Below are 24,440 nucleotides of genomic sequence, written 5' to 3'. Positions count from 1 at the left end.
AGGTTTTGTTCATGGCGAACCTGAAGAATAGAGCAATTAATGATATGACCAGCGGTTCAGGCTGGTATGACCTGATTTAAGATTTCCGCTCGTGGCACACTTGGCCAATCGATTAATTCATTGTCTTCTTCCAGATCGAAGAGAGGCTCTCCTACAACAGCATTCAATATGGTCGCACTCCTCCACGTCATGAGGCTCATTTGCGGATCCACAATGCCGTGAGAGGAAAGGCCGAGATTTAATCCAAAAATCTGAAGGTTTCTTGGTCCATCCCATTGCAGTCGGTAGGACGCATCCAATTCCGGCAGGCCATTTTCATCTAACGAAAGGCGCGGTAAGAGCGGTGTCATAAACTCCGGAAGCGCTGGCTTTGCCCCTGTCGCTAGTATGACCAGATCCGCTTGCTGCGTTTCTGTCTGACCGCTAATCGTAGAGTTTGAGGTCAACCGATAGCCGGTTCCCTGCTGTTCCATCGCTTTTACATCTCGTCCCGGCAGCAAGGTGATGGTGCAGGGATCGGCGCAAAGATGCTTGCGGCGATAGATTTCCGCATACAGCTCATCGACTGTGCTTGGGGTTAGGCCATCACTTGCTAGCTTCTGGTTTACCACTTCTTGTCGCTGGCTTTGCTTAGGAAGAGTCTGGTAGCTCTGAACATAAGCAGGTGTAAAAACCTGATCAACAAACCCACCTTCTTCGAGGGGGGAGAACCGGGGCAAATTGCTGATCCACTGGACCTCCAATGGAGCTGCTTGCTTGCTTGTCAAAAGGTCCAGAACAATTTCCGCACCGGTTTGTCCGCCGCCAATGACTGCAATACGTTTGTTCTTTATCTGCCGTGCTTTGTTGAGGTAACTGCTTGCGTGGAAACAATTCTCACCTAAGTAAGCGGTCGCCCACTGCGGTATAAAAGGCTTCATACCTGTGCCGATGACAAGATTGTGAGTGTGCTCAACTCGTCCGTCTTCAAACGCCACAGATAGACGGTTGTCTTTTACCGAGATTTCCTGGGCAGTGTGGTTCCAATGAAGATTGTTCATCTTGCCAGCAGCCCATGCAAGATATTCATTAAACTCCACACGGGTTACTCCGGTAAAACGACCAGCTAAAAAGTCATAGAACCTCTTCTTTTCAACCAGAAATGCCATAAAAGAGTATGCGCTGGTTGGTTGTACCGCTGTGACGAGGTCTTTCAAGAACGATGTTTGCAAAACAGAGCGCGAAAACATCAATCCCTGATGCCAGCTGAATTCTGACTTACTGTCAAAAAATGCTGTGCGAATGCGTGATGAGCTCTGTGCCAATGCGGCAACGCTCAGATTAAACGGCCCTATGCCTAATCCGATTAGGTCATAAACTGGTTGCGTATTCTTCGGCATCTTGACGATCTGGGACATCTCAAGGCTCCTTTGTGTTCTGTCAAATATCAGAGGGACGCAAAGGTCGCGCAACTGGCTTGTGGCTGATCACGAACCCGGAGCCACCTACGCAAAAAACAAGTGCGATTATGGTGGCAAATGAAAAAGTTAAGGTCAGGCTCGTCTCTCCACCAAAGCCGCCAAGAAGGGAGCCTGTGGCTAACCCGGCAAACTGAGAACAGGAAAGAGTGGTCGACCCTTTTGCTTTGAGTGAAGCTGGCAATCGTTTCAGCAAATATACTGAATTAGTAGCTGTGAGCAGTGCTGCTGAAGCGCCAATGATAGCTGCACTCATTGCAATAAAAGAAAGCGTATGCGCTATGCAAAGCAGACTGAGGCCTGCCGTAAAGCTAATTGCGCTGGTGATTTGCACAATGCTTGCATGCTTGCGAACGATTGGTAAGAGGCCCAACTGAGCGACCAACCCGCTTAGAACAGCAGCGGTAAGACAATAACTTGCAACAGTGGTTGCCTGAGTTGAGTTTAGCTGCATGCTGTCTTTTATGAGCGGGCCCAGCAGCACATATGTTGCACCAAGACACAACTGCAGAGCAAATCCAATCAAAAGCGCAGTTTTGGGAAGTGTGATCCGGTTTTTGTATTCGTTGCTCTTTTTGCATTTTGTCGTTGCTGGTGATGACTGCTTAAATGCGAAAAATAAGCAAACTACATAGACTGGAATTGGAGCAATAAGCGGAGCGACTCCCCCAAGAAGCAAGAGCGGAGCCACAGCTGCGTTTCCCGCAAGTCGTCCAAGACCTGTCATAGAACTCAAACGACCTATCGGAGCTAGAAGCTTGGAAGAATTTTGCGAATTTCTTGCGAGTATTGCTTGAGTAAGCGGAAGGAGAGCTGGAACTGAAATGCTATAAGCAATTCGTGCCGTAATGAGGACAGCCAATCCGAGGAGAGGTGAGATTATAGCATAGCTGACTAGCATAAAGCTGATTGCAATTGCAGACACGCTTAATACCGCGAAACTCAGTATGATCTTCAAGGCACCGAGAGCTCCGATATATGCTTCTATTCGTCCCCAAGCAGGCAAACTGATCGCAGTTGCCATCAAGCCTGTTCCTACTACAACCCCAATCATACTGAGTGTCAGGTCAAAGACATCTTGCAGTAACGGCACCATGACCACCAGACACGCCTGATGGAATGTACTCGCCGCAATAGCAGGCATAGTTATCGACGGTTTAAACACTGGAGACCACTATTCTCAATACAATCAGGAGGTGTGTATTAAATATGAGTCATACATTCAAGTATAATTTTGCGGCCGCTCTGTCAAGCTGATCCATCAAATATTGCAGGTCTTTAAAGCGAGCGCTTTTCTTGAAATACAGAAACTATCGCGGTTGCATTGTTGAGGCGCAGTGCGGGATATTTGGGTAGCAATTGACTAGTTAAAAGCAGTGAGCTTTAAGTGAGGTACAGAAAACTTAAGAATTAATCGTTGTTGTTGTTTGGTAAATCTGTGCGTGATAATACAGCGAGCCCGTAGAGTGGTTTTTAGGTTTATGAAGCCTTCTATAGCAATTTTTGCTTCTGTGGTGGCGATGACTCTGGAGCTCAGGCCACTGGCAAGCAAAGCTATACTGATAAGAATAAGTGCAAATCCGGGCCTTGAAAGAAGAGTGAGCAATCTCTGTGCGCCCTCTAAAGCTTCTACGCCGCAATCTCCGGAGTGATTGAATGTTGTGAAAAAGCGGATGGCTTCATGGCGTTCATTTGGACTGCTACCATGTGCTCGTGCCTGCACAATACCAGAGTGATGACATACATTATGAGGCATTGAGGTTGCGTCCGATGATGCCAAGTACCAAATAATGCATTTGTGGATCGGAGATAAATTTCACCATTGGAGCAAAGCTGAAAATGACGCTGTTCTAATCCGGTTTAGCGAATACAAGCTGCATCACAAAGCAACAGAGATTACCTCTAGAAGTGCAAGGATGAGTGCTTCGGTAAAGCAAATTTAGAGTGCTAACCTGGCACGCAAACTCAAAACTTAAGGTTCGCGCTCTAGGTGGAGGTTTGAAATGAGAGTTTTATTGTAAAATATTTTATATAACAATATTTTAACCTAGTTATGTTGCGGTGCAATGGCATTTTCATTCCCACTAAATGCGAACCGCGAACCCAGAACTTTCTTTTGTCACTGGCGACTTAGTGCGCAAAACCCCACTGCATACGATCGCGGCCCGGAAGGATCCCAAAGCCGGGGTAGGGGAAGCTTGGTATGGGATTGCGAGGAGGATATTGCGCTGCTTGACTGCAGATGGAAGGAGGGGACGCAGCTTCGCCGAACATAGCGATAAATTGCCCGAATGACCCCGATTCTGTCGCGCCAGAAGTGCAGGGTCATTTGTTGGGGAGTGCGGTGCAAAGCAGTTAAAGTCAGCTCAAGGCGGGTGCTAGACGATACCAGCCGAGACGAGAGGGCACCGGCAAGCAAGACGCCTCCTGTTCTAAAGCGCGGACCAGTCACACTTCGCAGGTATCGACACACCCACAAAACCAACGGTATGACACTTGTAAGCCCTTGATTGTTCAAGCTGGTATGGCATTGCGCGGTACCGGGCAACCCAAACTCAGGCCATGTGTAAAGAGCATAGGCGACGGGAGGAGCGAGCGCCATGCACGTGAACTATATCTACACAGAGCACCCTCAATGGGGGATGGAAATCCTACGCTACACAAACGAGGAAGTGCGCGAGGTCTTTGGCGACAAGAACGCCGAGGAGCTATGGGCGGGTAAGACCATCCTGCACCGAGGCGGTGCCTATCTTGACATGCTAAGCGCCGCCAGAGACAAGCTCGCTGCTGAACTCGACGCCTATTCTACCTAGCTCGCAAGGAATTTTAGCCCCGTCAGTAGTGCGGGGTTGCAGTCGTGAAGCCGGGCAAGGTGCCCGCTGAACGGAGGAAATTCTATGAGAACCAGCATAGTCAGGATTGCAGCACATAACTTTGCAAAGGCGGGGTTTGATGTAATTCGGCCATATGAGGCCTGCGATCCGATCGCTCACGCCCTCGATGACAAAGCTGCGGTCAAGGCGTGGGTTAACGCAGACAGCATGACACTCACGGTGGAAGTGAACACCAACCAGATCCTCGATGCAGCGACTACTTCGGAAAACCGCTGGAGGACCTAGGACGCTATCAGGTTACCAATAATCCGAAGGATGTGGGAGCCTTCGCAACACCAAGTTTGCGACACATCCGCAAAAGTGCTCCCTACATGCACAACGGTGTTATTTCATCCCTGCGAAAGGTTGTGTTGCTCTATAACTTCGGAGGTGGTCGCGAACGACCAAGAACGAGGGAAGAAGCATCTGATCCACTCTTCCCAAGGCATTCCGAACTTTTGCAACCATTGAAGCTAAACAGAACAGAAATCGAGGATCTGGTGAATTTCCTCGAAGCACTATGAGTCTTATCCTGGTTCGTTTGGCTACTGTTTATTTAGGTTGTCAGAGATTGTGGCGTTTCTCTAACGAGAATAGCCCAGCCCGAAGTTAAAAGTAAGCTTTGGAGAGGCAACAACGACATGGCGCTGGCTGTGATAATGCGTTGAGTGAGTTGCCAGTGCAAACTAAGCAATCTCAGAATCTAACTTATTTGAGAGCTGTTCATTGAAGACAAGCCGCACACCATAGTGTTTCGTAGTGTCATGGTGTGCGGCGTGTATTTTATTTTTGAAGTCAGCGATGTCAATCTGATAAAAGTTAGATGAAGAAGCTGTCGTCCAAGCCTGATGAGAAGCCTTCTACGGTAATCGTATCAGTTGTGCCTACCGCAGAGATAACCGCATTACCTGGGTCCGATGCGTAATCAATGATGAGATCGTCAAATTCGCTCACGCCGTTCCAGTTGCCGAGCACATCGATCAGATCACCTGCAGCAAGGTCAGTGATTACATCAGCGCCTGAGCCCGAGTTGAAGACAAATGTATCATTGCCAGCGTTGCCAGTAAGGATATCGTCACCTGAATAACTTTGGATGGTATCTGACCCTGAGCTACCGTTGATGACCAGATCATTGGCGTTAAGTTGAGCTTCCAGCGCTGTCGTGTCATTGCTCATGAGGCCATAGACAACGTTGTGTACCGGGTTACTTGAGCCCGAGCCAGATAGTCCTAAGCCGGAGATGTCAATGTCATTGGTCGTATGTGAGAAAGAGTCTGAGGATGAGACATAATCGAGACCATGACCGAAAGAGACACTATCAACCGCTCCACTAAGGATATGGTTGGTCAAGCTATAAGAGATGTCTCCGGCTGAACCAGAATCGACGATGAAGGATTGAGCGCTGTCACTGACAAATGGTAAAAGTGCTGAGCCGTTTGTTGCAGCATAATTGTTACCGCTGAAATCGAAAGGGTTTGAGGAGAAGTGTCCCCACCCAGAGCGATCAAAGTTTTGGTTATAATCCGCAAAATACGCAGGCATATTGATGCCGGTACCGTCGTTGTTTGCGTCACTCAAATTGATTGTTACAGCCATGATTTCCTCTTCCTGTGGAGGTTGTGTTCGTTCTCAGAAGGTTTGAGAGGGATCGCTCATGCGATCAGTCAGGCTGGCTGGCGTAAAGCTGGCTAGCAGGTAGATTAAAATGTGAAGTTCAAAGCAGCGGTAACGGTCCGGCCTGGAGATGGAAACTCTCCAGCGGTCAGTGCGTCGACATAAGCGACATCACCCAGATTATTTACGTCTACCCGCAGTGTCGCGTTTTCATTGAACTCGTAGGAGCCGTAGAGGTCGACGATGGTATAGTCATCTGTCTTGTAACCGCCACTAAAGAAGCCGAATTGGCCATCAGGCTCTACGTATGTGATACGTCCGCCCAATGTCAGTCTCTCATCTAAGAAACGAAGACCACCGTTTGCGCTAAGTTTGCTTTTGGGTGCAACATTGAGCAAGATAACCCTATCTGCTGCTTCCCCATGCTGCGTGTAGGGACTATCAAATGTGAAAGCATTGGGTAAGTCGACATAACTTCGGTTATATGCGACGCCTGCAAAGAAGCTACCTGCATCATAAAATGCTTCTAACTCAAAACCTTGCGTGTTTATTGGTTCATAAAGGTTGCCATATTGATAGTAGGGAATTTGTAACTCAAAACTGCCTAGATCAAGTGTAGCGCCAGCCACATTTGCCAAAGCGACGTAATTTTCAACCTTCCGATTGAAGTAAGAGAACTTGAGTCTCAATGTGTCATTCTCGATGAACTGATCATCAAGTTGGATGTTGAGGCCACCTTCCCAGGTTTTGGCTAGTTCTGGTCGCAGTGCCCCATTCGGAAGATATGGAAGTCCGCCACCAGTATGTTCGCCGCCCAGGAATGTTTCCATGACGGTCGGAATTCTGTAGCCCTCTGAATATCTACCGAAGAATTGCAGTCCATCTAATGGAGTGATAGCGAGAGCGAACGTTGGAGAGAACCTGTTTCCCGAGTTAGAGATATTCTGTCCAACAACTGAAGTGTTTCCAGAAAGGTCGTACTCAACCGTTTTTGGGGTGCCCTTCAAATTAAACTGATCATATCGTAAGCCGAAATTTAGCTCGACCAAATCCTTGTAAGAAAAGGCTAGTTGGTTGAATGCACTATAAACATTACGTTCACCACTTGGGTCGGCTCCAATCCATAAGCTATCCAGATCAACCGTTGATACATCTGGTTTTGATTTTGATTTTCCAACATCTTTGAACGCTTCAATCCCATAATTCCAGGAAATTGATAGCGCTGAAAGGTCAAATTGGCTTGTGTTTTGAAGACTAACACCCAACGAATTGAGTGCGAAATCATTATCGAAGCCGCCTCCGCTAGATGTGCGTGGTAAGCGGTATTGATCATTATGCGTACGGTTCGCCCAGAGTTTAGCTTCCAGGTCAAACCAACTGTCATCGGGCTGCCAAGTGTAAGTTGCTGTGCCTGTTATGTTGGTGATATCGCTATCGTTGCGAAAGTCACCACCGATTGTGCTGTTCGTGAATGCATCGTGGAAGCCAAGAGCGCCAAGCACTAATGTATGGTCATCATTGAGATCGATGTTTAATTTTGTAAGCCAGGATAGCGTTTCTGATCCGGTAAACACAACTGGTTGGCCAGTCTCACTAAACTCCAAACTACCATTGTTACCCGCTTGATATTTGCCAAGGTTCTTTTTGCTGATACCAGCTGCGAAACTGACGTTGTCAGTCAGTTTTATGCCAGCAGCGAGATTGCCGTTGAAGTTGTAGGCATTCGTACCAGCTGCCAGCTTTCCCTCAACGCCGTAGGATCTGTCAGGCTTGATCAGGTCTTTGGCTTCAATTGTTCGGAAATTGACCACACCGCCCATAGCGCCTGCACCACCCACACCCGATATGGCACTTTTTTCAATCTCAATCTGGCGGACAAAAGCAGGATCAACGTAAAAGCGTCCGGTTTCATCATGACCAGCTTTCTGGAAATTCTGGCGTGCTCCATCAATCATCACATTCACGCGGTTCTGGTCCTGAAGGCCACGAATATTGATGCTGATACCGGGATCTTGCGGGTTATCGGCAACCGTCACTCCTGGCACACCAGCAAAGAGGTCTGCTGCGGTGCGCGCATTAGAATTTTTGATTTCTTCTCGGCCAATAACACTGACTGCGCGAGGTGTTTCGTAAACCCATTCAGGTGCCCCTTGCCAGCCGACAGGGTCTCCGGAGGAAGCCGTCACTATGACTGGTAAGAGTGATGCATCACCGCTATCAGCTGAGATGGCATCTTGAAATCTAGAAATGATGATAATTCCAGATGGATCAATCTCGTATATCAGCCCTGTTCCATCTAACAGCATATCCAAGGCATCTTGAGTTGCCATAACGGCTTTGAAGCCTGATATGCGAATGCCTTTGATATTCTTGGCGTTAACAGACAACCGAACGCTGGCTTGCTGACCAATCTGCATAAGTGCAGCTGATAATGAACCTGCAGGAATGTTGAATGATGTCTGCCTGGTTAACTCAGTCGTCGTTGACGCAGATTGCGCATACACTGCGGGTAGTGATAACGCAGTTGTTTGAAACAATGATGCAAGCAAAACTGTTACTAGTAATTTGGTGTGACGCCCCCCCAGGCGAAATCCCACCTTATGCCCCGTTTCCATATATACCACTTCCAAACTCGCCACTGGATTATTACTAGGCGCTAATCTCACGCCCTATTTCCTAGAAGAGACGATCTGGAGAGGTTTATTTTCTGAGAAAAATACTCATATTTTTAAAAGTATGAGTATTTTTATTTTTTCAATAAATATATCAAAAGCTTAGATCATCGAAATTGCAACAAAGAAACCAAAATCTCTGAGTTGAACAGAGTGTGCTGCTGAGATTGCATCCAAACTTTGTCTCGGCTCGTTGAGGTTAAAGACACCAGTCACACGTTTGGACATGAGACGAGGATCCAACACTATCACTGGTATCTTCATGTAACGACGCAATTGGAAAAGCACATCTTCAAAGCTCTGATCTTCAACGTAGAGCTTATCTTGCCGCCATGCGGCTATATAGTCTTGGTTGACTGTCCTTACATCTTGTTTGCCGTGCTCATTCAGGCTTGCCCATTCAGATGCTCGTAGATCTAGCTTTTCCTGCAAATTAGAGGCTTGTGCTACCTCAACGTGCCCATGCTTGACGCCGACAGAAACCATTGAGCGCCCCTTGTTGATGTTGAAGCGGGTACCTAGCACTGTTGTCGTGGTATCGCCGGTTGTAACAACAAAAGGTCTGTCCGCATCCGGTGCTACATCAAATAGCACTTCCCCTCTCATCAGGTTCACCTTTCGCTGGTCTGCGGCAAAATTCAAGTCAACAGCTGAATAAGCAGAGAGGTAGATTTTCGAACCATCTTGAAGGCGTATTTCCTTTGACTGGGCAACATCTGTTTTATGGTCTGCATATATCCAAATCATGAGATGTGGAATCAAAGAGATGCTTGAAAGTAAGAGGAAAATGCAAGCAAAACCGGCGGCAAGATACGGTCGTATTTTTGCAAAGAGGCTTTTATGTGCAACGGCGAGTTGAGCTATTTCCGCCTTATTGACATTCGGCTCCAAGCTCTCTTGCCCCAGTTGACCAAGTAAAGAAGATGTTTGAGTTACCCTCTGCCAAACATTCGAATGTTCAGGATGCAGATTTAACCAGCTTTCAAATTCCTGAGTAACTTGTGGGTCTTCCGGGTACTCTTCCAAAAGGATAAACCAATCGATTGCAGCATCTTCCGTTGTTGAACGCCTTTCAATCCTTCGATCTGAATGTTTCATTGGCTTAATCCTGAAATGATTTTGGTACTCGGAATGGCTATGAAGTTGTCCTTCCTAAGAAGAGACGATTGGATGACTGTCTTTTTCGAAAAGAAATCAAAAGACCTCTTAAAACCCTCGATTACAAATGTCAGGACTGCTGTTTCATAAAAGCTCAGGTCTTTAAAGTCGGACTGGTAGCTTATGGCGCTATCTCTTTGCATTCAGCACCCTCATGCAGTGCTTAATACCAGTATGCAAGTGCTCATGTGTTTGCGTCACAGAAAGGTTTAAACGGCTAGCAATTTCTCTTAGCTTGAGTCCCTCCAGACGGTGCAATTCAACGACTTCGCGTGTTATTTGCGGTAATTCGGCAAGTGCTTTTATGACCAGTTTAAGCTCCTGTTTGTCGGCTAACGCACTCTCCTGAGTTGGCTTTTGCTCCGAATAAGATGTAATTGGAGTCTCATGATCAAATCTCTGAAGTTCCCGTTGCTGCTTGCGCAATTGATCGATGCAAAGATTGTGAACGATACGGCGAATGTAGCTGTCTGGTGCGTTGGGAGACTTTGAGTCAATTCGTAAAAAGGCATCCTGAACAATGTCCTCACTGAGCGCCCAGTCTTTGGTTATGGATGCAGCATAGCGGACCAGCCCCTCGTAATTTTTTATATGTATTTTTACTTGTTGTGAGGATTTGGTCACGAAACGGAGCTGTTCACTAAAACGAGTGTACGGGAAAATTGCAACCATCATATGATTTAATATGAGTATAATAGTCAAGTTATATTGCTGGTTGATTATCAGACAATTGCGCATGCTATTGACGTTCTTTAAGTGAAAGAGCGCGTGTGTAATGCCAATTTGAAGCTGGTTGCAGCAAACAGTATCAGGTAACAAAGGTAAGAAGCTATGATCGTCGTATTGAATGGCGATTTGCGAAGCACGGCTCCAACTCAAAAACTCCGTTAAAAGTATAGGATAGCCCCTCAAAACCGGGGTGAGGCATAGATACTGCTTCCAAACTCCACAGCATTAAATTGTGTAAGGTCATCCATATGTTGACCCGCACTTACGTAAATGCACTATATGAGGCGTTCTTGGTTCTTGTGAGATGACTCGCAAGCTAAGAGGGAAGCTGGTGAAAATCCGGCACTGCCCCCGCAACTGTAAGCAGCGAGCAGGCGTTCGCTCATACCACTGGAGATGTTCTTCGGGAAGGTAGAAGGCCTGTGTTGGAGCTGTGTAGTCAGGAGACCTGCCAAGAGACTTTTAACAACCACAGGCGGAGGGCCTGAGCGGGTTGTGAGCAGACCTGCCTTATGCGTGGGTCCTTGTCTCTCATCCCCAGCCTCTTCTCCTATGCTACGGGGACTAAAGCATGAGCATTACCGTATACTTCAAGCCTGCCTGTGTGCAGTGCACCGCAACCACTCGTGCGCTGGACAGCGCTGGAATCTCCTACGACGTGATTGACCTTTCTCAGGACACAGATGCTTTTGCTGCTGTGCAAGAGCTTGGGTACCGTCAGGTACCTGTTGTTGTCACAGGTGACCAACATTGGGCGGGTTTTCGCCCAGACAAGATAAGCGCGCTCGCCTGATACGTTGAGCGGGCTCGTCTATTTCTCAAGCCCATCTGGAAACACACATCGCTTTGTTGAATGCCTCGGCCACCCGGCGGAGCGCATACCGTATCGCAGGTCTGAACCTATGTTGCAGATGGCGGATCCCTTTGTGCTCATCACACCAACATATGCGGATGGTGAGGGGCGAGGGGCGGTGCACAAACAGGTGATCCGTTTCTTGAATGATGCGGCCAATCGAAATTTGCTGCGAGGCGTCATCGCCTCGGGCAATCGCAATTTTGGGGCGTTTTTCGCTCACGCAGGGACAATTATTGCCGCGAAATGCAGTTGCCCATGCCTTTACAAGTTTGAACTTGCAGGCACGGAAACAGACATTGCGCGGGTTCGTCAGGGGCTAGATTTATTTTGGAAGCAACAACATTAGAGCAATCGGTGAATAGTCCGCAGGGACTTGATTACCATGCACTGAACGCCATGCTGAACCTCTATGATGCAGAAGGCAAAATCCAGTTTGAGGCCGACCGTCAGTCTGCACGTCAATACTTTTTGGAACATGTGAACCAGAACACCGTTTTCTTTCACTCTTTGGAGGAAAAACTCTCCTACTTAGTGCGCGAGAATTACTATGAAGCGGAAGTTCTGGAGCAATACGACCCGGCGTTTGTGAAAGCCATTTTTGTGGCTGCGTATGAGCGTAAGTTCCGTTTTTCGACGTTCCTTGGAGCGTTCAAATTTTACACTAGTTATGCGTTGAAGACGTTTGATGGAAAACGTTATCTGGAGCGCTACGAAGATCGCGTCGTTATGGTGGCGCTGGCACTGGCACGCAGTGATGAAAACCTTGCCATGCGGATGATGGATGAAATCATTTCCAGCCGCTTTCAGCCTGCAACGCCTACTTTTCTGAATGCAGGCAAAAAGCAGCGCGGTGAGCTGATTTCCTGCTTCCTGCTGCGTCTGGAAGACAACATGGAGTCGATTGGCCGTTCCATCAATTCCGCATTGCAACTGTCCAAGCGCGGTGGTGGTGTTGCCTTGCTGCTGACCAACCTGCGCGAGTCTGGCGCTCCGATTAAGGGCGTTGAAAACCAGTCCTCTGGTGTCGTACCTGTGATGAAGTTGTTGGAAGATAGTTTCAGCTATGCCAACCAGTTGGGTGCCCGTCAGGGGGCTGGAGCAGTCTACCTGAATGCACACCACCCGGACATTCTGAACTTTCTCGATACCAAGCGCGAAAATGCTGACGAAAAGATCCGCATCAAAACCCTTTCCCTTGGTGTGGTTATTCCGGATATCACCTTCCAGCTTGCCAAGCAGAACGAGGAAATGTACCTGTTCTCGCCTCACGACGTGGAGAAGGTTTACGGCGTACCGTTCTCAGAAATCTCTGTGACAGATAAATACCGCGAAATGGTGGATAATCCGAAGATCCGCAAAAGGAAAATGCGGGCTCGTGACTTCTTCCAGCTGCTGGCAGAGATCCAGTTCGAAAGTGGCTATCCATACATTTTGTTTGAGGACACCGCAAACGCCGCCAATCCCGTGGCCGGACGTATCAACATGTCCAATCTGTGTTCAGAAATCCTGCAAGTGAACGAGGCAAGCACGTTTAAAGATGATCTGTCCTACGCCCATCTTGGCTCAGATATCTCCTGCAACCTTGGCTCGCTCAATATTGCCAAAGCCATGGATGGCGGGGATTTGGGTGCAACGGTTGAGACGGCCATTCGGGCACTGACGGCGGTTTCTGAAATGAGCGCAATCGACTCTGTGCCCTCCGTGCGCCGTGGCAATGACGAGAGCCACGCCATTGGCCTTGGACAGATGAACCTACACGGTTTTCTTGCGCGAGAGCTTGTTCACTATGGCAGCCCTGAGGCCATCGACTTCACCAATGTCTATTTCTGTACAGTGCTTTATCACTGCATTCGTGCATCCAATGAGCTGGCGCGAGAGCGCGGAGAGAGCTTTAAGGGGTTTGCGGAGAGCCAGTACGCCTCTGGTGTGTTCTTCGACAAGTATGTTGACAAAGACTGGGTGCCGGAAACGGAACGTGCGACAGCTCTTTTGGATAAGTTTGGCATTCACATCCCAACGCGCGCCGAATGGAAAACCTTGAAGGAGGCGGTGATGAAGGACGGCCTGTTCAACCGCAACCTTCAAGCTGTGCCGCCAACCGGGTCGATCAGCTACATCAACAACTCCACATCGTCGATACACCCGATTGTTTCCAAAATTGAGATCCGCAAAGAGGGCAAGATTGGGCGTGTGTACTACCCGGCACCGTTCATGACCAACGACAATCTGGAGTACTATCGCGATGCCTACGAGATTGGCCCGGAAGCGCTGATTGACACCTATGCCGCAGCCACCCAGCACGTGGACCAGGGCTTGTCGCTGACGCTGTTCTTCCCCGATACCGCGACCACCCGCGATATCAATAAGGCCCAGATTTACGCCTGGAAGAAGGGCATCAAAACAATCTACTACGTGCGCCTGCGCCAGATGGCGCTGGAAGGCACTGAAGTTCAAGGCTGTGTTGCCTGCTCTCTTTAAGGTTTGAGGAAATAAAATGACCCTACACAGTGCTATTCAGCCAGTTGCCAAAGCCGTGAACTGGAACCGTCTGCAGGACGATAAAGATTTGGAGATCTGGAACAGGTTGACCTCCAACTTCTGGCTGCCGGAAAAAGTACCGCTTTCCAACGATGTGCAGAGCTGGGCCTCGCTCACACCAGAAGAGCAACAGCTCACCATTCGCGTGTTTACTGGTCTGACTTTGCTGGATACCATCCAGAATACAGTAGGTGCGCCAGCGCTGATGGCAGATGCGATAACGCCTCATGAAGAAGCTGTTCTCACCAACATCGCCTTCATGGAAGCCGTTCATGCACGCTCTTATTCTTCTGTCTTCTCAACCCTATGCCGCACAGCTGAGGTGGATGACGCCTTTCGTTGGTCGGAAGAAAATGAGTTCTTGCAAGCTAAGTCGCGTTTGATCCTGGAGGAGTACAATGCAACGAGCAGCCCGCTTAAGAAGAAGATTGCCAGCGTATTTCTGGAGAGCTTCCTGTTTTATTCTGGCTTCTATCTGCCGATGCATTGGTCCAGCCGCGCAAAACTCACCAACACCGCAGATCTGATCCGTCTGATCATTCGTGATGAAGCGGTGCACGGCTATTACATCGGCTACAAGTTCCAGCGCAGTCTGGAACGTTTGCCGGAAACAGAACGTAAAGAGATCAAAGACTTCGCCTTTGCGTTGTTGTTTGATCTATATGACTTGGAGATCAAGTATACGGAAGAACTCTATGATCCATTGGGTCTGACGGAAGATGTGAAACACTTCCTGCATTACAATGCCAATAAGGCCCTACAAAATCTAGGCTTCGAAGGCCTGTTCCCAGAAGCCATTTGCCAGGTAAACCCAGCAATCATGGCCTCGCTATCCCCAAACGCCGACGAAAACCACGACTTCTTCTCCGGTTCCGGCTCCTCCTACGTCATCGGCAAAGCCGTGGCGACCGAAGACGAAGACTGGGATTTTTAGTCTAGCCAACTTTTGAGTAGTGCTAGCGATTCCAGAGCGCCCCACTTAATGATCGCTAGCAGTTCAGTTAAATGTGTGCTGCTATTCAGAAAATAAGGCAGGTACTTGCTGCGGGCACCGAAAAAGACATCTAGAAAATATAGCAATGAAAACCAACTTCAAACTTGCCTTCAATATCAATCAGATAGCTCTAAAATGAGGCCCATTGTTAGATCTGTTAGTGCAACTACATTGAGCGTATAGGCCCAGCTAAAATGCTCTCAGGAAAGCGTCAACAGTAACTCCCATACGGATTGTCTCAATCCTTAATGGAACTACCTGAATGGCAGCTCCTGGCCCGAACGTCTAGACATTCCTGACTCGTAGCAACTGAGCAATACCGGACATTCAACCTGAACTGGGTTATCCTTGTCGGTGAAATATTTCAACTTCTGATTAGTCTAAAATACTCATGGCGGCAAGAACTGTGAAGCTCATAGAGCTTCCAGGAAATTCACTAGATCCTCAATTTCGGGTCTGGTCAGTTTCAATGGCTTCAACAGATTGGAGTGCTTAGGAAAGAGTGGATCAGCTGCTTCTTTCTTGGTGCGGGGCCGCTCGCGACCGCCACCGAAATTGTAAAGCAACACCACTTTTCGCAGAGATGAGATGATACCATTATGCATGTATGGCGCGCTCTTGCGGATATGACGTAGGCTTGGCGTTGCAAATGCACCAACATCTTTCGGGTCATTAGTCACCTGATAGCGTCCCAAATCTTCCAGCGGTTTAGCGAAGTAAGTCAGGCCAAGGTTGTGGAACTTGCCGTCTGTTAGAGTAGGTCCGTTGTGGCAGTTCATACAGCGAGCTTTGGTGCGAAACAGATGTAGGCCACGGATCTGACTGTCGCTCAAAACGCTGTGGCGACCTTCCATAAACAGATCTAACCTTGTTTTCCGCTCTAGCCCGTGTTCAAAAGAGGCAATCGCGGTTGCCAGAAGATCCGCTGAGATTTGGTTGGCTGCAAAAGCATCGAAAAACATCTCGGGATAAACGTCATGGGTATTCAGCCGCTCAAGGACTTTATCAAGCTCAGCTGCCATCTCAATCGGGTTCTCAATTGGCCCGAGCGCCTGTTCCTCCAGCGTTGCAGCGCGTCCATCCCAAAAGAGGGAAGGGCGATGCATAGCAGTAATCACCGCCGGTGCATTTCGATTGCCCTTTTGGCGATCATGCCCAAACGAAGTTTTGACGCCGTCCGCCCAACCAAGTTCCCTGTTGTGGCAACTCTGACAGGAAATCTGCCCGCTCTTGGAAAGAATTGGATCATCAAACAACCTTGCGCCAAGCGCAGCAATCAGATGCTCTTTCGAGCCCTTTTCAGGTCTCTTGGGCAGTTGAAGCGGAGCCATCTCGCTCAACTCAACACCTTCATCGATGGTTGGTGCAGGCCATTCTGACACCGGCTTTTGATAGATGGCACGAAGCGGCTCTCCAGAAGGAGTTTGCGCTAAAACAGCACCCATAGTAGGCAACAGGAGCACCGCTGTAGAAACCGCAGCAGCTACTCTAGAAACAGTAATCTTCTTAAGCATGTTACTTTGCTTTTATTGTCATGAAAAAGAAAAAGGCCAGCTCCCCGGCCTAACCCCTAGAAACTCGTCTTCAACCCTAACCAGAACTGGCGGCCTTTTTTGAAGGGATTTGTGTCTGAAGCAGTAGCATTCCCGATCTCGTTGAAGACGTTATTTACCTTCGCGGTAACAATCGTTTCTCCGAACTCAGTCTTGGCAAGCTGGTAGGAGGCACCAGCATTTACATAGGTTGTGAAGTCATAACGGTGATCAACGTAGACATCATGCTTCTGCTCTGTGCCATCGACTTCAATATCGATGTTTTCCTTGCTGTCGATGACACCGTCATATGGTAGTGTAAATGAAGCACTGCTCCAGAGTTTCAAGCGATTATCAAGCAATCCAGCCTGTAAACGAAGGCCACCCCGTATTGGGATGTCCAGATTGCCCTTTACCCCATCAAATCCGGATTCCGTATAAGACTTGCCCTTGTAGTAAATGTAGTCTTCTAACTCGACTTCTTCGAAGTAGCTGTTATTCGTGACATGACGTTTCGCCCATGAAGCGCTGACACTGAAACCGAGTGTGTTGAGCGGTCCGAATGAAAGATCGCTCCAGGTCTTAGCGTACTCAACTGAAACACTGTCGTACTTACTGGAACCTTCATTGGTCAAGGTATCGCCAGCGTCATTTTTTGCGAAGCGATCTTCACCCATTCGATGTAAGTATTTGATGCGAAACACACCATCAATGAGTGGATCAGTTATGCTCACACCGACCGTGTACTCATCGTTGTAGGGCGTCCTCAGACCAAAACTTGCGTAGTTAATAGCCGTTTTGCTGCTTTTGTAATACCACCCGCCTTCAGCGTCTAATTCGTTGCTAATGTCGCCATTTTCAATATTTCGCCAGTGAGTTACACTTTTGCTGTCGCCAGACTTTAGAGCATATCCAAGCATGCTATCGTCATAGTAACGGTTAAAGCCACCTGAGATAATGACACGATCAGTTGCTTCCCATGACGCCTTTAAACGTGGAGCTACATTCACATTATTTAAGAAGTTTTCGTAATCCAAGCGCACACCTGGTCGGAACTGAAAGTTGCCAAAATTAAGTTCAATTTCAGCCCACAGATTTGCTTCAGTTAATGCTACGTTGGTTTCATACGGGGAGTAAGTGACGCGAGAACGAGCATACATTTCATCACCCCAGCAAGCTGGATCATCTGCTGAAATACAGTCGAACGTACCGGTTTTGGATGAGGAGTAAAACGTCAACTCCGTTGCCCGCTCACGACGAGCGAAGATACGATTGACGCCAGCACCTGCCGAGAACTTATGCTCGAGCCAGTCCCCGTCAACACTGAAGCTTGAACCTAAACTGGTTTCTGATTGAGTTTTTTCGCCGAGTCCTCCGTAGAAGCAGCCGATATGACTTTCACCAGGGAGGTCACGACAAATATTACTCAAACCATCGACGAAATCGCCATTTCTAGGCTTTGCTGTCAGCGCATAAAACTCGTTGTTTTTGTCAATACTTCCTTTCTTGGAAGTGTTCATGAAAAACTTTGACTCAAAGTTCAGATTGCTGATTTCGCCTATGTCACCGAAGTCTTTTTGGAAGCTAAGTTGTGTGGAAGAGCCGTCGCCGGTAATCTCAGCTGGGGCGTCCATTAAATAGCGATGAGATTCAAACTCTTGATCATAAAGCGTTGTTGTATTCGTAACGGATAACTCTCCCCAGTCACGATCAAGCTTAAGCTTGTTTAGGAAAGTCATAGAATGCGTGTTTGTTGAAACGTCTTTCTGGTCAGCAAATTGAGGTTCTCGTTCGCGTGTTGTGTTGGCGTATCGGTTAGAGAAGCTTGAAAGAATTGATAAGCCATCTGCAATTGGTCCGCTAACACCGATCGATCCGTTGAGTTTCAGGAACTCGTAGGGCTTAACGTCATATAGGTTATCGCCATCATCAGTTGCGATATTAAACTTTGCGAAAGCGTCTGCTGTGCCCTCAATAGATGCAAAACCGGACCAACGATCTGTAGTTGGATTGATTGTCTCAGCTTCAATGACGCCTCCTTGAAAACCGCCGTAACGTGCAGAAATATCGCTATCTTGGACGGTGAGGGTCTGTACGACTGCATCTGGGATATAGACTGTTTGAGAGTGCAGCCCATAGGTTGCTTTTAAGTCGATAGTCTTTTCGTCAAGGGGAAGGTCTGCTTTATCGTCGTATCCTGCTCCACGAGAGTTAACGCCAACTCCATCAAGCATAAAAAGATTTGTGTCTACATCTGCACCCGAAATGGAATACTGACCAGGACGTAAATCTTGCTCACTAGTTGAGCTATCTCCAGCATCAGTTGCAGTGTCATTTTGCCACTGAACATTTGGCAGTGTCTTGAGTTGGGAGTTGATATCGCCGCCTGCATCTCCTCCAGTTTCGATCAAGTTGCGGCTGATTGTTGTTTTGCCGATGGCGCGAGGGTCTCCATCCCCGAACAGGCTTTCTGTATTGGAAGGATTGGTGTTGGCATAAACAACAACCTCATCCAGCAACTCGCTGTCATCTGAGGCATCTGCTTTGCTTCCGAAAGGGAGCAGTGCGACGGAGGTGGATGAGTGCTTGCGAAGTTGCAAGCCGGTTCCGCTGATTAGCTTTCTCAGTGCAGCTTCTGGTGACATCTTTCCTGAGACACCAGATGAACGCTTGCCAGCAACCGCATCACTGGAGTAACTGATCTGCCAGCCGGTCGTTGCGATGAACTCTCTGATCGCTGAGGAAAGTGGCTGAGCGCTGATCGAAAATGAAACGGACTGTTCTTGAGCGATTGCCGCAACATGTTGGTTGAAAATGACTGAGCCAGTCGTAAGCGCAGAGCAACCTAAAAGAGCTGTAACCAGAAGATGTGAAACAGAGTTTCCGTTTAATCTCTGGGTATTTTTCTTTCCCAGAATATCAGCGAGCAAGTGCATATTGTCCCAACTTTTTGCCGTGCAGTTCACTCAGCGATGCTTCAAATATCGCCATCTAAAAAGAACGACGTTTGAAACATTCCAATCCGGCAAAAAAAAGTTGAGTATTTAATTCATAAAATAAATTCCGGTAGGAAGTCGATAGAGATCAGCCCCCGTTGCGAGCGCGAGTGTCTCTATTGCTTCAATCAGATTATCTGTTTTAAAATAACCACTTACCCGTGTATTGCGAAGTGCGGATGAGGTGATGAAAATGGAACTACTGTAGTAACGTTCGATTTCTTCAATTGCCTTTGAAAGGGGAACATCCTCAAGCACCAGCCGCCTCTCCCGCCAGGCCAGAACTTCAGCTGGATTAATCTCTTTGCTCTTTTCAATCCCATTTGAGGAGATCCGTCTCAACTCACCCGGCTTCAACTCTCTGGCCGCTTCTGCAGCATTTAACTGGGTGAGTTCCACACGTCCCCTCTCCAACACCACTCGGTCTTCCGTCTTGCTTGTCAGCACCGAAAAGGCCGTGCCGAAAACAATCACTTCTCCAAAACCACCGGTAACCTGAAACGGCCTTTGAGCATCATGTAAGACATCAAAATAGGCTTCGCCGCGAAGAACGTGAACGCGGCGCTGCGGTCCTTCAAAATCCAACGCAACAGCTGTTTCACTGTTCATGAGCATAGAAGAGCCATCCGGCAAAGAAATCTGCCGCATTTGCGCAGATTGAGTCGTATGATCAGCCTGCAAGTAGATCCACCAATCGGGAACTTGCGTCACTCCAACCATAAGAGCCAAAGCAGCAGCAACTCCAGTCAGTTTTCGGAAAGTCTTTCGCGGATGGGTTTCATTTGTTGATGGATGAGCTGAAACTGTCTTTAGCTCCCCCACCGCTTTCTTAAAGGCTGGTGCTCCCCAAATCTCTTCCAGTTTGGTGAACTCCTGTTGATGCCGCTCACTGGTGTTGAACCACGCTGAGAACTGCCTCCGTTGCTCATCAGAAGCATCTTCTTGCAACTTCAGAAACCAGTTTAGGGCCTCATCAGCAATGGGGTCAGAATGCCTGAAGCCTCTGGCTTCTTGGTCGTCTTTGGTGTTGTTGTCTTGGAATGAGTTCATAAGAAACAGCTTGAAATAATTATTGTTATAGGTTCAGAAATGACTTCTATTTTCGCTCAAGCCGATGAAGTGCATCCCGGCAATGAGCCATGGCCAACTTCAAATCGTTGAACACGGTTCGTTCAGAGACATTCAGATGCTTGGCAATTCTGTGATTTGGCCATTCTTCGATACGGCTCAAAACGATGACCGTTTGCGCCCGTGAAGGAAGACAGGAAAGCGCGTTACGGAACTCCCGGAACCGCTCGCGTTCTATCAAAGCATTTTCCAGGGAATAGACGTCTGCAGGAACGCTATCCAAAGCTTCTGGCGCACCGTTATCCATCTCGTAGGTTTGGCGCGTTTTGCTTCGGCGCAGATGATCTAACGCAAGATTTCGGGCAGTCTGATGTAAAAAGCCTTCAACATGGCTGATCTGCTGAGATTCTGAAGTTCTTTGTGCCCGGAGATAGGCTTCCTGAGAAAGGTCCTCAGCAATGCCGGGATCCTTCACAATCCGCAAAATACTGCCAATCAACGAGCGGCGCTCGTTCATAAAGATCAAAGCTAAGGTCGGCGACATCTTTAACTACCCGAAGAAAACTAAGTTTACTCCTCGGGCGTTGGCTAAAGGATTGAGCGCTGTATAACACAACCCAACCCACAGGGAAGTCCGCTATAGCACATCAACTACGGAAATTCCCTCAATACCATTGCACTTTCCTGATACAGATTGCATCAACCAGTAATTGATCTTCTCTAATGTCAGCTGTTTGCACTCTCAACGAGAGACTGTTTCTTGTCAGTTGTCAAAGCAGTAACTTGAAAGCTCAGAGCCCGGCAGTTGCAATGAGGGATCGCAGCTTGTCACCCACATCGACCGGATCTTCCGGCTCTGTCAGATCTGGCGGCCAGGTGATATCCCATTTGCTGCGTTACTTGACGCCCAGCGTCGGCTGAACTTCTACCTCGGTGAGGACGAATACGAGGTCAGCGGAATCTGATAGGTCTCGCAGAGATCTGCAACGGCCTCTGCAAGTGCTTGAACCTGAACTTGTGTGATCGGATACTCACCGGGATCAAAAGGCGACTCTATTGCGCCTGCCATGGCATCAAGGACTACGCCAATGGAGCCGGTGTTAAGCGCTCTGGTGTGAGCGGCATAGCGGCCATCGAGGCAATTGGCATTGGCCTCTGGTTCTAGAGTACCTGCATGTGTTCGGCCTGAGTGATCGATGATGAGGTTGTAGTGCTGTTGCTCCAGCTCAATGAGCCCATCAGCGCCAGCGGTCCAGTGCAGGATCCGGCAGGCACAGCGCATGTGGTCTTGCAAGGCCGTGATCGGCCTGAGCGCTCGTCAGATGCGCTGCATGAAGACCTGTCGGAAGAGCTGGAGATCCGGGGCTGTCTGGATCAGTTTCCCGGTCACCGCTTGATGGTCAAGCCCGGGGATCAGCCGCACAAGGAGATCTTCTGATGGTCTATCCGTTCGCGGAACAACGTATGGCAGCAGAGCTGATCAATCCACGCCAGGAAGAAGCTGTGGTGATGGATATGGAGCTCTTTGCGCAAGCCGTAGTGGACGCCCATCAAAGCCTTGGAACAACAAACGGCGGTGCCCTTGACCTGGCGAGCCTGCCAGTGCTGCTACGCGATATGAAGGGTGGTCAAACACTCTTAAAAGAAATCGGCCTGCAGGGGGCGCTATTACACCAAAGTGGTGAACGGCAGGACCTATGTGGTGTTTAAGGGATACTCCGCCCTGCGTGAGACCTTGAAGGGTACACGGTATCTGTCCACGTCCCCCAAAGTCGTCGCCTTTGGCATAGGCCCGGAGGCACTTAAGTCAGCTGGACGCTCCAACACAATCATCATGACCACTTGTTATGTGGTGCTCGATGTCATGCAGTTCATCATGAGTGATGAGAAGCTCTATCACGAACTGTTTGCCAACATCATTACAGATGTTGCCACTGGCACCGTGGCTTTGGCTGCAGGGACGCTGGCGGGCCGGTTGGTTGGCAGGACTAACTGTGATTGCGCTTCCCGCTCTTGCAGTTGCTGGAGGAGCGATCGTTGTTGGAATGATCGCTGGTATTGCTTTGACCGAACTCGATAAGGCATTTGGCATCAGGGAAAAACTTGGCCAAGCTCTGCATTGGACGGGTAAGGCAATTGCCCATGGAATTCAGGAGATAGAGCAGATCATTCGTGAAGCACAAGTTTCCATGCGCCAGAAGGTGGAAGAGTTTGAACGCCGCAGCAATAGTTTCTTGTATCGGCTAGAGCGTGAGATCATCTGGCACTTTGGCGGTTCAGATCTGTATAACCAGATCTACGGGAGGTAGCGATGTTTGACTGGTGTTTTGACCGCCTTGAGAAATCCGCAAATTGGCTTGCTGCTGATCTCAAACGGACACATGTTGCAATGCTGTTTTTGGATTGTCTGGTTGTCTTTCTGTGCTGGATCAACCTCTCTGACATCTTTCTTTTATTCGGACAGACACAGGACCTTCTGATTGTCCCACGCGGAAAGACCCAATGGGTTCTTGGAGGGCTTTGTCTTCCTGTTCTCCATTGCGCTCTTACCCCTTGGGGCCAAAGATGGGTTAAGAGCTCGGTTAAAAGCTTTTCGGTCGTGTTCTTAACCGTTGCTGTTGGCGGCGCCTCTCTTGGGGTTGTGGTCACCGACTACGCCCGTACTCAGGCTATCGCAGCTGGATACCGCTCCTGTGACCAAACTTTCCTGAATGACTTTCAGCGCGATGACGAAAAACTGGTTGCTCCCGGTGTGTTGTGTCCGCCGTCTTCCTCTACTGCCAAACCCTATCCGCCGCTAGGGGCAGACCTCAACTAAGTTCGCCTGATCACTCCTAATTCTTACACGTCCTTTGTTTTTCCTTTTGCCAGTGAGTTTGTTATGAATGCTATTGTCCAAATCCCGCAGCTCTTTCAACAACAAGACCTGGCCTTCACCTTTGCAGCGCCTGCGCAGCCGGAGGCCGGGTTGCTGGTCACGGGGTTCTCGGCAACAGAGCGCCTCAATGGGCTCACGCAGATCCAGATTGAACTGGCCAGCCCCGACAATGCGCTGGACTTGCATAGCCTGCTGGATACGCCCGCAACGCTGACCATTCATCATAAATACGAAGGCCTGCGTCATCTTTCCGGGGTGATTGCCGAGATTGCCCGGGGTAATGAAGGCCATCACCGCACCAGTTACTCGCTCACCCTGCTGCCCAGCCTGCATCGGCTGGCCCATGGTTCTGACTGCCGGATCTTCCAGAAGAAGAGCGTGCCCGAGATCGTCAAGATCCTGCTGAAAGAACACGGTGTAGAGGATGTAAAGTGGGATCTGACCGAGCCGCATGAGGCCCGTGAATACTGCGTGCAGTACCGGGAAAGTCACTTAAGCTTTTTAGATCGCATCACCGCAGAAGAAGGCATCTGGTACTACTTTACCTATGGCGCCAACGGCCAGCATACGCTGCACTTCATTGATAACCCACAGATTGTCTCCGAGCTACCAGACCAGCCCAAGCTGGAATACAACGCCATGGCCGGCGGGGCGGTCAAAGGCGTTTATTGCAGCAGCTTTGTCCTGCGCGAGCAGCTGCGCGCCACCAGCTTCATGCAGCGCGACTACTCATTCAAGAACCCGCCATACAACTAGCAACACACCCATCAACGCGGTGAAGACAACGGCTCTGCCGGAGATTATGCGCTCTATGAGTATCCGGGACGTTACAAGGCTGATGGTGTTGGCAAGCCGTTCACAAAGCACCGGCTGGAAGCTGCCCGTGTAGAAGCCACCACTGGTCATGGCGCCACCAATGCCATTCACCTGATGGTGGGCCATCAGTTTGCGCTGAACGACCATCCAAACAGCGACTACAACATCAAGTATCATTTGCTTAGCGTCTCGCATCAGGGCAGTCAGCCGCAGGCCGTGGCGGAGGAAGCCGGCAGCGGCACCACCACATACAGCGCCG

Annotated in this window: 23 protein-coding genes, 1 pseudogene and 1 riboswitch; of the genes and pseudogenes, 12 read left to right on the top strand and 12 right to left on the bottom strand. The window is 48.9% G+C overall.

What is annotated here, in order from left to right; all coding sequences use genetic code 11:
• Positions 1–56: 56 nt before the first annotated feature.
• The 3 genes from BM231_RS25755 to BM231_RS25745 form a co-directional block, all read right to left on the bottom strand.
• Entirely contained in the window at positions 57–1,397 is a 1,341-nt protein-coding gene (locus BM231_RS25755; protein ID WP_093524145.1) for a lysine N(6)-hydroxylase/L-ornithine N(5)-oxygenase family protein, read from the bottom strand.
• A 22-nt stretch (positions 1,398–1,419) separates the two neighbouring features.
• Positions 1,420–2,601, bottom strand: coding sequence for an MFS transporter (locus tag BM231_RS25750; protein WP_093524143.1), 1,182 nt, complete (start codon positions 2,599–2,601; stop codon positions 1,420–1,422).
• Positions 2,602–2,820: 219 nt separating this feature from the next.
• The gene (locus tag BM231_RS25745; protein ID WP_093524141.1) at positions 2,821–3,213 is read right to left on the bottom strand and encodes a divalent metal cation transporter; all 393 of its coding nucleotides are present in this window, start codon (positions 3,211–3,213) and stop codon (positions 2,821–2,823) included.
• An 844-nt stretch (positions 3,214–4,057) separates the two neighbouring features.
• Between BM231_RS25745 and BM231_RS25740 the strand changes: the two genes are divergently transcribed.
• A complete protein-coding gene (locus BM231_RS25740; RefSeq protein ID WP_093524139.1) occupies positions 4,058–4,270 on the top strand; it encodes a hypothetical protein in 213 nt (70 codons plus the stop codon).
• A gap of 84 nt (positions 4,271–4,354) precedes the next feature.
• Positions 4,355–4,576 carry a hypothetical protein gene (locus BM231_RS25735; protein ID WP_093524137.1) on the top strand — a complete coding sequence of 74 codons (222 nt, stop codon included), beginning with the start codon at positions 4,355–4,357 and terminating at the stop codon, positions 4,574–4,576.
• Positions 4,577–5,149: 573 nt separating this feature from the next.
• On the opposite strand, the gene BM231_RS25725 is transcribed toward BM231_RS25735, so the two are convergent.
• The 4 genes from BM231_RS25725 to BM231_RS25705 form a co-directional block, all read right to left on the bottom strand.
• Positions 5,150–5,926 carry a heme acquisition protein HasA gene (locus BM231_RS25725; protein ID WP_093524135.1) on the bottom strand — a complete coding sequence of 259 codons (777 nt, stop codon included), beginning with the start codon at positions 5,924–5,926 and terminating at the stop codon, positions 5,150–5,152.
• Positions 5,927–6,030: 104 nt separating this feature from the next.
• Positions 6,031–8,559 carry a TonB-dependent receptor gene (locus tag BM231_RS25720; RefSeq protein ID WP_093524133.1) on the bottom strand — a complete coding sequence of 843 codons (2,529 nt, stop codon included), beginning with the start codon at positions 8,557–8,559 and terminating at the stop codon, positions 6,031–6,033.
• Positions 8,560–8,718: 159 nt separating this feature from the next.
• The gene (locus tag BM231_RS25715; RefSeq protein WP_093524131.1) at positions 8,719–9,714 is read right to left on the bottom strand and encodes a FecR family protein; all 996 of its coding nucleotides are present in this window, start codon (positions 9,712–9,714) and stop codon (positions 8,719–8,721) included.
• Between the two features lie 189 nt (positions 9,715–9,903).
• Positions 9,904–10,653 (bottom strand): RNA polymerase sigma factor, encoded by a 750-nt coding sequence (locus BM231_RS25705; protein WP_093524127.1) that lies wholly within the window; start codon positions 10,651–10,653, stop codon positions 9,904–9,906.
• 124 nt (positions 10,654–10,777) lie between these two features.
• Positions 10,778–10,973: riboswitch (cobalamin riboswitch) on the top strand.
• Positions 10,974–11,074: 101 nt separating this feature from the next.
• Here BM231_RS25705 and nrdH point away from each other — a divergent pair.
• Genes nrdH through nrdF form a run of 4 tightly spaced genes read left to right on the top strand, consistent with a single transcriptional unit; the run spans position 11,075 to position 14,831 of the window.
• Positions 11,075–11,296 carry a glutaredoxin-like protein NrdH gene (gene nrdH / locus BM231_RS25700; RefSeq protein WP_093524125.1) on the top strand — a complete coding sequence of 74 codons (222 nt, stop codon included), beginning with the start codon at positions 11,075–11,077 and terminating at the stop codon, positions 11,294–11,296.
• Between the two features lie 4 nt (positions 11,297–11,300).
• The gene (nrdI, locus tag BM231_RS25695) at positions 11,301–11,705 is read left to right on the top strand and encodes a class Ib ribonucleoside-diphosphate reductase assembly flavoprotein NrdI (protein ID WP_093524123.1); all 405 of its coding nucleotides are present in this window, start codon (positions 11,301–11,303) and stop codon (positions 11,703–11,705) included.
• On the top strand, positions 11,687–13,837 hold the full coding sequence (nrdE, locus tag BM231_RS25690) for a class 1b ribonucleoside-diphosphate reductase subunit alpha (protein ID WP_093524121.1): 2,151 nt from the start codon (positions 11,687–11,689) through the stop codon (positions 13,835–13,837). The genes nrdI and nrdE overlap by 19 nt, the downstream gene beginning before the upstream one ends.
• 16 nt (positions 13,838–13,853) lie before the next feature.
• Positions 13,854–14,831 carry a class 1b ribonucleoside-diphosphate reductase subunit beta gene (nrdF, locus tag BM231_RS25685; RefSeq protein WP_093524119.1) on the top strand — a complete coding sequence of 326 codons (978 nt, stop codon included), beginning with the start codon at positions 13,854–13,856 and terminating at the stop codon, positions 14,829–14,831.
• Between the two features lie 473 nt (positions 14,832–15,304).
• Here the strand turns inward: nrdF and BM231_RS25680 are convergent, their stop codons facing one another.
• The 5 genes from BM231_RS25680 to BM231_RS25660 form a co-directional block, all read right to left on the bottom strand.
• Positions 15,305–16,405 carry a cytochrome-c peroxidase gene (locus tag BM231_RS25680; protein ID WP_093524117.1) on the bottom strand — a complete coding sequence of 367 codons (1,101 nt, stop codon included), beginning with the start codon at positions 16,403–16,405 and terminating at the stop codon, positions 15,305–15,307.
• Between the two features lie 56 nt (positions 16,406–16,461).
• Positions 16,462–19,359, bottom strand: a complete 2,898-nt coding sequence (locus BM231_RS25675; RefSeq protein WP_093524115.1) for a TonB-dependent receptor — start codon at positions 19,357–19,359, stop codon at positions 16,462–16,464.
• 108 nt (positions 19,360–19,467) lie between these two features.
• A complete protein-coding gene (locus BM231_RS25670; protein ID WP_093524113.1) occupies positions 19,468–20,469 on the bottom strand; it encodes a FecR family protein in 1,002 nt (333 codons plus the stop codon).
• 46 nt (positions 20,470–20,515) lie between these two features.
• Positions 20,516–21,031: an RNA polymerase sigma factor gene (locus BM231_RS25665; RefSeq protein ID WP_208860658.1), complete on the bottom strand. Its 516-nt coding sequence runs from the start codon at positions 21,029–21,031 to the stop codon at positions 20,516–20,518.
• A gap of 381 nt (positions 21,032–21,412) precedes the next feature.
• Positions 21,413–21,769: a peptidoglycan recognition protein family protein gene (locus BM231_RS25660; protein WP_093524111.1), complete on the bottom strand. Its 357-nt coding sequence runs from the start codon at positions 21,767–21,769 to the stop codon at positions 21,413–21,415.
• Between BM231_RS25660 and BM231_RS25655 the strand changes: the two genes are divergently transcribed.
• The 6 genes and pseudogenes from BM231_RS25655 to tssI all read left to right on the top strand — a co-directional run.
• Positions 21,770–21,925: a hypothetical protein gene (locus BM231_RS25655; RefSeq protein ID WP_167550335.1), complete on the top strand. Its 156-nt coding sequence runs from the start codon at positions 21,770–21,772 to the stop codon at positions 21,923–21,925.
• The gene (locus BM231_RS25650) at positions 21,925–22,197 is read left to right on the top strand and encodes a hypothetical protein (RefSeq protein WP_093524107.1); all 273 of its coding nucleotides are present in this window, start codon (positions 21,925–21,927) and stop codon (positions 22,195–22,197) included. The genes BM231_RS25655 and BM231_RS25650 overlap by 1 nt, the downstream gene beginning before the upstream one ends.
• Positions 22,190–22,567 carry a hypothetical protein gene (locus tag BM231_RS26910; RefSeq protein WP_139226409.1) on the top strand — a complete coding sequence of 126 codons (378 nt, stop codon included), beginning with the start codon at positions 22,190–22,192 and terminating at the stop codon, positions 22,565–22,567. Before BM231_RS25650 ends, BM231_RS26910 begins: the two co-directional genes overlap by 8 nt.
• A complete protein-coding gene (locus BM231_RS25645) occupies positions 22,533–22,796 on the top strand; it encodes a hypothetical protein (RefSeq protein WP_139226408.1) in 264 nt (87 codons plus the stop codon). The genes BM231_RS26910 and BM231_RS25645 overlap by 35 nt, the downstream gene beginning before the upstream one ends.
• A 2-nt stretch (positions 22,797–22,798) precedes the next feature.
• Positions 22,799–23,305, top strand: a complete 507-nt coding sequence (locus BM231_RS25640; RefSeq protein WP_093524103.1) for a hypothetical protein — start codon at positions 22,799–22,801, stop codon at positions 23,303–23,305.
• 63 nt (positions 23,306–23,368) lie between these two features.
• Positions 23,369–24,440 (top strand): annotated as a pseudogene (gene tssI, locus BM231_RS25635) (type VI secretion system tip protein TssI/VgrG); the annotation flags it as partial.

Origin of the sequence: Pseudovibrio ascidiaceicola (genome assembly GCF_900114245.1) — a bacterium.
GTDB lineage: Bacteria > Pseudomonadota > Alphaproteobacteria > Rhizobiales > Stappiaceae > Pseudovibrio > Pseudovibrio ascidiaceicola.
Note: the sequence above shows the minus strand (reverse complement) of the source record. Positions and strands in the feature narration are given on the sequence as shown.

Excerpts from the sequence above, each read along its gene's own strand:
- BM231_RS25725 (WP_093524135.1), bottom strand. The coding sequence starts at position 5,926 with ATGGCTGTAACAATCAATTTGAGTGACGCAAACAACGACGGTACCGGC.
- BM231_RS25720 (WP_093524133.1), bottom strand. The coding sequence starts at position 8,559 with ATGGAAACGGGGCATAAGGTGGGATTTCGCCTGGGGGGGCGTCACACC.
- nrdF (WP_093524119.1), top strand. The coding sequence starts at position 13,854 with ATGACCCTACACAGTGCTATTCAGCCAGTTGCCAAAGCCGTGAACTGG.
- BM231_RS25735 (WP_093524137.1), top strand. The coding sequence starts at position 4,355 with ATGAGAACCAGCATAGTCAGGATTGCAGCACATAACTTTGCAAAGGCG.
- BM231_RS25715 (WP_093524131.1), bottom strand. The coding sequence starts at position 9,714 with ATGAAACATTCAGATCGAAGGATTGAAAGGCGTTCAACAACGGAAGAT.
- BM231_RS25665 (WP_208860658.1), bottom strand. The coding sequence starts at position 21,031 with ATGTCGCCGACCTTAGCTTTGATCTTTATGAACGAGCGCCGCTCGTTG.
- BM231_RS25645 (WP_139226408.1), top strand. The coding sequence starts at position 22,533 with ATGATCGCTGGTATTGCTTTGACCGAACTCGATAAGGCATTTGGCATC.
- BM231_RS25745 (WP_093524141.1), bottom strand. The coding sequence starts at position 3,213 with ATGCCTCATAATGTATGTCATCACTCTGGTATTGTGCAGGCACGAGCA.
- BM231_RS25660 (WP_093524111.1), bottom strand. The coding sequence starts at position 21,769 with ATGCGCTGTGCCTGCCGGATCCTGCACTGGACCGCTGGCGCTGATGGG.
- BM231_RS25670 (WP_093524113.1), bottom strand. The coding sequence starts at position 20,469 with ATGAACTCATTCCAAGACAACAACACCAAAGACGACCAAGAAGCCAGA.
- BM231_RS25650 (WP_093524107.1), top strand. The coding sequence starts at position 21,925 with ATGGTCTATCCGTTCGCGGAACAACGTATGGCAGCAGAGCTGATCAAT.
- BM231_RS25750 (WP_093524143.1), bottom strand. The coding sequence starts at position 2,601 with ATGCCTGCTATTGCGGCGAGTACATTCCATCAGGCGTGTCTGGTGGTC.
- BM231_RS25640 (WP_093524103.1), top strand. The coding sequence starts at position 22,799 with ATGTTTGACTGGTGTTTTGACCGCCTTGAGAAATCCGCAAATTGGCTT.
- BM231_RS25740 (WP_093524139.1), top strand. The coding sequence starts at position 4,058 with ATGCACGTGAACTATATCTACACAGAGCACCCTCAATGGGGGATGGAA.
- BM231_RS25680 (WP_093524117.1), bottom strand. The coding sequence starts at position 16,405 with ATGCTTAAGAAGATTACTGTTTCTAGAGTAGCTGCTGCGGTTTCTACA.
- nrdH (WP_093524125.1), top strand. The coding sequence starts at position 11,075 with ATGAGCATTACCGTATACTTCAAGCCTGCCTGTGTGCAGTGCACCGCA.
- BM231_RS25675 (WP_093524115.1), bottom strand. The coding sequence starts at position 19,359 with ATGCACTTGCTCGCTGATATTCTGGGAAAGAAAAATACCCAGAGATTA.
- BM231_RS25755 (WP_093524145.1), bottom strand. The coding sequence starts at position 1,397 with ATGTCCCAGATCGTCAAGATGCCGAAGAATACGCAACCAGTTTATGAC.